This is a genomic window from Kitasatospora sp. NPDC001159, from assembly GCF_053598235.1.
Genome location: NZ_JBSFJV010000182.1, coordinates 1 through 7,390, shown reverse-complemented (window position 1 = coordinate 7,390; position 7,390 = coordinate 1). Strand labels below are relative to the sequence as shown.

Sequence of the window (7,390 nt, the reverse complement as noted above, 5' to 3'; positions counted from 1 at the left end):
GCTGGAGTGATTCACGGTTCTCATCGTAGAACGATCTTTCAAAGTTCGTCGACTGTCCGGTGCAGCCGCAGGAGCGCCACGCACAGGGCCGTCAGCACCAGCAGGAAGCAGCTCAGCCCGGCGGCGCAGCGGATCCCCGAGCAGTGCGCGGCGGCGTCGACGGGTACCCGCAACGCCCCGTCGGCGCCGCCCGACCGGGCCCGGTAGACGAGGTCCCGCGCTGCCCGGCTGGGCGGCGCCGAGCGCGCCGCCCAGGTTCTGGAACCAGCGCGAGAGGCGGCTGCCGGCCCGGGCGCGGGCGGCGGGCAGCGTGTCGAGCACGGTGTCGGTGGCGATCGGCGAGGCGACGCCGAGCCCGATGCCGAGCAGTCCCAGCGCCGAGCCGACCGGTTCGTAGCCGCTGGTGGGGCCCAGCCCGGCCAGTGACGCCTGCCCGGCGGCGGCCAGCAGCAGCCCCAGGGTCAGCGCGGACCGCTCGCTCGACCAGGTGGTCAGCCGTTCGCTGACGGCGCCGCCGACCGCCACCCCGACGGCCAGCGGCAGCAGCTTCACCCCCGTGGCCAGCGCGCTCTGGTGCTGGACGAACAACAGGAACGGCGCGACGACGAGCAGTGTGCCGGTGATGGCGAGGGTGCCCGTCAGTCCGGCGAGGAGGGCCGGGATGATCCGGCGGTCGGTGAGCAGTCGCAGTTCGACCAGGGGCGCCGCCGTGGTCAGTTCGTGCCGGGCGGAGGCCGTCGACAGGAGGGCGCCGGCGGTGAGGGCGGCCCGTACGCCGGGGGAGGTCCACCCGGCGGTGGGCCCGGCGATGACCCCGTAGGTGATGGCGGTGACGCCGACGGCGGAGAGGGCCAGGCCCGGCCAGTCCATGGGTGGTGCACCGGTCTGGCGGTGGTCGGGCACCGCGAGGGCCACCGCGACCATGGCGGCGGCGGTGATCGGCAGGTTGAGCAGGAAGATCGAGCCCCAGGAGAAGTGGGTGAGCAGGACCCCGGTGGCGAGCGGTCCCAGCGGCAGGCCGTGCATGGCCGCGACCGCCCGTGACCGGTTCTCGCCGGGGAAGGCGGTGGCCAGTGAGGCGAGCGTCTGCGACATGATCACGGCCGCGCTGGCGCCCATCACGGCGCGCAGCCCGATCAGCGGTCCGACGGTGGTGACCAGGGCGGCCGCCAGCGAGGCCGAGCCGAAGAGCGCCAGCCCGGCGAGCAGCAGTCTGCGATGGCCCAGCAGGTCGCCGAGCCGTTCGGCCGGGAGCAGCGAGCAGAGCCAGGCCAGTGAGTAGGCGGCGATGACCCAACGCAGGCTCGCGGTGTCGGTTCCGAGCCGGGCGGAGAGCGCGGGTAGGGCGTTCACCAGGACGTAGTTGTCGAGCCCGACCAGCAGGGCGCCGAGTGCCACGGTGGCGGGCCCGCGCCAAGGGCGGGCATAAGCGCTTGTGATCACTCTCCACCTCCTCAACACAACGTATGACTAGATTTGAAAACTAGTCAACAGTGAAGACAGTGGAGGGCGCTATGTGATTGACTGATATCGAAAGATGGTCACGCGATGGAGGTGCCGGTGATCGAGGTTCGTGGACTCAGCAAGCGTTTCGGTGAGGTCGTCGCGGTCGACGACCTCACCTTCACCGTCCGCCCCGGCGAGGTCACCGGCTTCCTCGGGCCCAACGGCGCCGGCAAGACGACCACCCTGCGGATGATCCTGGGGCTCGACTCCCCGACCGCCGGAACGGTCTCCTTCGACGGGCGGCAGTTCGCCGACCTGCCCGCGCCACTGCGCCAGGTCGGGGCCCTGCTGGACGCCCGAGCGGTGCACCCGAGCCGCACGGCCTCCCAGCACCTGCTCGTCCTCGCCCACAGCAACGGGATCGACCCGGCGCGGGTGCCCGCGGTCCTGGAGACGGTCGGGCTCGAACGGGCCGCCCACCGCCCCACCTCGGGTTACTCGCTCGGCATGCTCCAGCGCCTCGGCCTGGCCGCCGCCCTGCTCGGCGACCCGCCCGTGCTGATCCTCGACGAGCCGCTGAACGGCCTCGACCCGGAGGGCATCGTCTGGTTCCGCGCTCTCATGCGGGAGTTGGCGGTCGAGGGGCGCACCGTGCTGGTCTCCAGCCACCTGATGGGCGAGATGGCGCTCACCGCGGACCACCTGCTGGTGGTCGGCGGCGGACGGCTGCTCGCCGACATGAGCGTCGAGGCGTTCACGGACGCCAACGCGGCCATCGAGGCCCTGGTGCGCACGCCGAACGCGACGGCCTTCGGCGGCGAACTGGCCGCCGCGGGCGCCGAGGTGCGGCCGGTGGACCACGAGACGCTCAAGGTGACCGGCCTGGACAGCGCCAAGATCGGCGCCCTGGCCGCCGGATCCGGCGTCGTCCTGCACGAACTCTCCACCAGCCGACGGTCGTTGGAAGAGGCGTTCATGGCGCTGACCGGCGCCACCGCCCAGTACAGCGCCACCCCTGCCGCCGTATCCGAGGCGGACGGCGTGCCCGTTCCCGCCACCCGCCGCAAGGCCCCCGAGCCCACGTCGACCACCCGGCGCCCGCCGACCTTCGGGGACCTCGTCCGGTCGGAATGGGTGAAGCTGCACACCACCAAGTCCGGCCAGTACCTCACCCTCGGCACGGTGGTGGCGGGCGTCGCACTCGCCGTGCTCACCAGCAACTCCGCCGGCGAGCAGTACGCGTCGATCCCCGTGAGCGAGCGGCAGGGCTTCGACCCGACCGAGATCAGCCTGCGCGGCCACCTGCTCGCCCAGCTCACGATCAGCCTGCTGGGCGCGCAGGCGATGACCGCGGAGTACAACACCGGCACCATCACCAGCAGCCTCACCGCCGTTCCGCACCGCGGGCGGCTGCTGGCCGCCAAGGCGGTGGTGGTCGGTGCGGCCGCCCTGCCGGTCGGCCTCGCCGCCACCGTCGGCGGCTTCCTCGGTGGCCAGCGCATGCTCGCCCGCCACGGCGCGCCGCACGCCCGGCTCTCCGACCCGAAGTCGCTGCGCGCCGTGCTCGGCGGCGGCCTCTACCTCGCCAGCGCCGGGCTGCTCGGGCTGGGCGTCGGCGGGCTGCTGCGCAGCACCTCCGGCTCGGCCACCAGCCTGTTCGGGGTGACGCTGATCCTGCCGGCCTTCTCACCGACGCTGCCGGGCAAGCTCGCGAAGTGGGTGGCCACCTACTGGCCGACCCGCGCCGGCGCGCAGATCATGACGGTCCACCAGGACCCCCGGCTGATGCGCCCGTGGCCGGGACTCGGCGTCATGTGCGCCGTCACCGGCGGTGTCCTCGGCAGCGCCTACCTGGTGTTCCGGCACCGGGACGCCTGACCGGGACGCCGCCACGGCGCGCCGCCCGAAAACAGCGGCAAGCTGGAAATTGCGGCAACAGGCCTGTTGGGTGATCAACACAACTGGGCGGGACCGTGGACACCACGGCCCCGCCCTCAGGCGTATCGGCGCCGTCGACCACGATGTTCGGCCCAGCGGAGGGCGGCCAGCTCCTCGCCGGTCAGTGCCCATCCGCGCAGCTCCGCGAAGAGCCGCTGCTCCTCGACACCGGTCATGTGCACCAGCGTGTCGATCGTGACCCGGGGGATCCGCGGCCGCCAACCGGCGTCGGTGAAGAAGCCGTTGACCGGCGCGCCGACGGTCAGTACGCCCCGGCTCCGAGGGTCGGCCGACGCGCAGCGCAGCGCGAGGTGGCCGCTGAAGCTCATCGCGAGCGCGTACGTCTCGCGCACCCGGGCCCGGTCCTCGACGGCGTCGAGCAGGCCCGAGATCATGCCCGGACTGTCGGCGTCGTACGGCAGCGAGTTCTCCCCGCAGCTCGGCACGTCGGTGACCACCGCCGCGAAGCCCAGCCGGCGGAAGATCCTCAGCGCGGGTGCCCACTGTTCCTTGACACTGACGTTGCCGCCCATGAGCAGCAGCAGCGGGCGCCGCTCGGTGGGGCTGAGACCGCTCTGCCAGCAGACCACCCGGCCGCCCTTGAGGTCGACCTCCAACCGGTGGATGTCCTGCCCGGTCTCCCGGCGCCAGCGCTCGAAGGAGGCGAGGCTGAGGGCCAGCGCGGCGAGCCGGGCCGGTCCGTCCACGAAGGGGAACCTCGCCATGATGAAGTGCGGGCAGGCCTCAAGGTGCTGCCCGGCCCGCCCGAGCCGCTCGCCCTCGGCGGCCCACTCGCCGACCCAGGAGCCCGGGCCGTCCTCGTCGTGGCGGATCCGCTCCAGTACCGCGGCGTAGTTCCGGATCCGCTGGCCGCGGGCGTGCGCGCCCACGTACTGCTTGAGTTCCCGCAGGTCGTTCATCGCGCCCCCTGCCGTTGAACGGCGGCGGCCGACGAGTCCGGCTCCGCGGACGGCTGCTCGAAGGTCTCCAGCGCCGCCTTGATCTCGGACAGGACGTCCGCGGCCTCCGCGCCGTCGATCACCCGGTGGTCGAAGGTGAGGGTGAGCCGCATGGTCGGGGCGACCGTCACCCGCCCGTCGCGGACCACCGGGCGCTCGGCCACCTGGCCGAGGCCCAGCGTGATCGTGGTGCCTCCGGCGGAGGCGAAGCCGTCGACCGGCCGGTGCGACAGCGAGGTCACCGCGAAGGTGCCGAAGGTGGTCGCCCGGCGACTCAGCGGCCGGACGCCGAGCCGGAACAGCCACCCGCCCACCGGCCAGGGCAGCCGGTGCAGCAGCCGGGTGCCCGCGTACTCGGGCATCACCTGTGGGTCGCCGTCGCGGTGGTGCTCGATCTGCCGCTGGATCTCGGCCAGCTCGGTGTTCTGCAGGTCGGTCAGGATGGTCGACAGCACGATCCGCTCGCCGCCGACCGTCTTGTCCAGGGTGATCTTGCCGCTGACGGGTAGCGGGCGACCTTGGGCCGGCCGCCGCCGCGGATCGCCGCGTTGGCCTGCGGGTGACGGGCCAGCACCCGCGCCGTCGCGTACAGCACGTAGGTCAGGACCGAGGAGCGCTCACCGCGCTCCCGGGCGTCCGCCCGGAGCCGCTGGACGGCCGACACGTCGACCTCGGTGTCGAGGAAGACCGGCGAGAACGCGCGGATCTCGCGCAGGAACTGCAGGGTGTGCCGCCGCTGGGGCGCGATCCGGCTGATCCGGGTTGTCCGGCCGCCGTTCCACTCGTTCCGCTCGGTCACCGGGCCACCCCCTGGGCGGCCGGCGTGCCGTCGACGAGGTCGGCCAGCTGCTCGCCAGGTGCTCGGCGAGCAGTCGCGGGGTGGGGTTGTCGTAGACCGTGCCCGGGGTGACCTCGATGCCGTCCTCGCTCATCAGCCGGGTGAGTTCGAGCGCGGTGAAGGAGGTGAGCCCCACTTGGAGGAAGTCGTCGTCGGGGTCGAGGGTGTCGGCCAGGTCTACCCCGAGGACGGTGGCCGCGTGGCCGAGCACCACCCCGACCAGGAAGTCCGGCCGGTCGGCCGGCGGCACCGGGGTGCCGCCGGTCCCGGCGAGGTGGCGCACGGCCGCCTCGAAGCGGACGGTCTCGCGCAGGTTGGTGTACCAGTAGTCGGCGTCCAGAGCGCTGGTGTCCAGCGGCCCGGCGGTGACCGTGGAGCAGAACACGGTCGCGGCGGAGCGCGGCGCGATGCCGCGGAGCTCGGCGAGCAGTTCGGCGCGGATCCCCTCGACCTGCGGGGAGTGCGAGGAGTAGTCGACCGGGATCAGCCGGGCCCGGTCGCCGCGCGCGGTGCACTCGGCCACCAGCTCGTCGAGCGCCGCCGGGTCGCCCGAGACGACGGTGTGGCGGGGCCCGTTGACGGCGGCGACGGAGACGCGGTCGGCGCGCCCGCCGATCAGCTCGGTCACCTCCTGGGCTGGCAGCGCGATGGAGGCCATGCCGCCCTTGCCCGTCAGTGTGGTGATGGCCCGGCTGCGCAGGGCCACGACGCGGGCCGCGTCCTCCAGGGTGAGCGCGCCCGCGATGTGGGCGGCGGCGATCTCGCCCTGCGAGTGCCCGAGCACGGCGTCGGCCCGCACGCCCAGCGACTCCCAAAAGCCGGGCCAGCGAGACCATGACGGCGAAGAGCACCGGCTGGACGACGTCCACCCGCTCCAGCCCGGGGCGTCGACGTGCGGGGTGGGCTCGTCCACGTGGAGGGTGCGGGGCAGTATGCCGTGGCGCATCGCCTCGACCATCTTGATGACGCCGCCGACGCTGGCGGCGGCCTGGGTGTGGCCGATGTTGGACTTCAACGAGCCGAGCCAGAGCGGCTGTTCGCCGTTGTGCGCCTGGCCGTAGGTGGCCAGCAGGGCCTGCGCCTCGATCGGGTCGCCGAGCGTGGTTCCGGTGCCGTGCGCTTCGACGGTGTCAACGTCCGCCGGGGTGAGTCGGGCGGCCGCGAGGGCGGCCCGGATCACGCGCTGCTGGGCCGGCCCGTTGGGCGCGGTGAGCTGGCTGCTGCGGCCGTCCTGGTTGACGGCGCTGCCACGGATGACCGCGAGCACCGGGTGGCCGTTGCGCTCGGCGTCGGAGAGCCGCTCCAGCAGCAGCATGCCGACGCCCTCGCCCCAGCCGACCCCGTCGTCGGCGGCGGCGAAGGCCTTGCACCGCCCGTCGGGGGCCAGGCCGCGCTGGCGGCTGAACTCGATGAAGGTGCTCGGGGTGGCCATCACGCTCGCACCGCCGGCCAGCGCCAGGGTGCACTCGCCCTCGCGCAGCGACTGGCAGGCCAGGTGCAGCGTCACCAGGGAGGAGGAGCAGGCGGTGTCGACGGTCACCGCCACATGATCCCGGTGAAGACGCCGGTGCGGGTGCCGCGCAGGGTGGACGGCCGGATGCGGGCGCGTTCGAAGCTCTCCCAGGCAGTCTCCAGCAGCAGCCGCTGCTGCGGGTCCATCGCCAGCGCCTCGCGCGGCGAGATGCCGAAGAACTCGGGGTCGAACCGGGCCGCGTCGTAGAGGAAACCGCCTTCGCGGGCGTAGGTCCGGCCAGTCTGCTCCGGGTCCGGGTCGTACAGCGCGGCTGCGTCCCAGCCGCGGTCGGCGGGGAAGCCGGCGACCGCGTCGACCCCGTGGTGCACCAGGTCCCACAGCTCCTCCGGTGAGCTCACCGACTCGGGGTAGCGGCAGGCCATGCCGACGATGGCGACCGGCTCGGCCCTGGCCTCGGTGAGCTGCTGGTTGTCCCGCCAGAGGCGTTCGTTCTCCAGCAGCGACGCACGGAGGGCCTCAACGAGTTTCTCGGAAGACGGAGCCAACCGGATCAATGTCGGAGGCGCGGCTAACGGGGGCCTTGGCGGGGCCGAAAGCGTCGGCGCCGCACGGGGGGCGGCGGTCCGGAGCAGGCAGTGGGCGGTCGGGATTCGGGGTGGGCGGGACATGGCGAGCGAGTTCTTGTTGACCAACTTTGAAATCTGGTCATACGCTCGTGCCGTGAGCAGATCCCAA

General features: G+C 73.0%; 4 protein-coding genes and 2 pseudogenes. 1 reads left to right on the top strand and 5 read right to left on the bottom strand.

Translation table 11 applies throughout. From position 1 onward, the window contains the following. Positions 1-1,443: MFS transporter (locus ACWC9T_RS39885; RefSeq protein WP_449825939.1), on the bottom strand; the 1,443-nt coding region annotated here is incomplete at its 3' end. Between the two features lie 117 nt (positions 1,444-1,560). Between ACWC9T_RS39885 and ACWC9T_RS39880 the strand changes: the two genes are divergently transcribed. Next, positions 1,561-3,324 (top strand): ABC transporter ATP-binding protein, encoded by a 1,764-nt coding sequence (locus ACWC9T_RS39880; protein WP_449825938.1) that lies wholly within the window; start codon positions 1,561-1,563, stop codon positions 3,322-3,324. A 116-nt stretch (positions 3,325-3,440) separates the two neighbouring features. Here ACWC9T_RS39880 and ACWC9T_RS39875 read toward each other — a convergent pair whose 3' ends face one another. The 4 genes and pseudogenes from ACWC9T_RS39875 to ACWC9T_RS39860 all read right to left on the bottom strand — a co-directional run. Then, positions 3,441-4,304: an alpha/beta hydrolase gene (locus ACWC9T_RS39875; protein WP_449825937.1), complete on the bottom strand. Its 864-nt coding sequence runs from the start codon at positions 4,302-4,304 to the stop codon at positions 3,441-3,443. Next, positions 4,301-4,798, bottom strand: coding sequence for a 2-oxo acid dehydrogenase subunit E2 (locus tag ACWC9T_RS39870; RefSeq protein WP_449825936.1), 498 nt, complete (start codon positions 4,796-4,798; stop codon positions 4,301-4,303). The genes ACWC9T_RS39875 and ACWC9T_RS39870 overlap by 4 nt, the downstream gene beginning before the upstream one ends. 162 nt (positions 4,799-4,960) lie before the next feature. Further along, a pseudogene (locus ACWC9T_RS39865) lies at positions 4,961-5,380 on the bottom strand (acyl carrier protein); the annotation flags it as partial. A 126-nt stretch (positions 5,381-5,506) separates the two neighbouring features. Next, positions 5,507-7,200, bottom strand: a pseudogene (locus ACWC9T_RS39860) (beta-ketoacyl synthase N-terminal-like domain-containing protein); the annotation flags it as partial. Positions 7,201-7,390 lie beyond the last annotated feature (190 nt).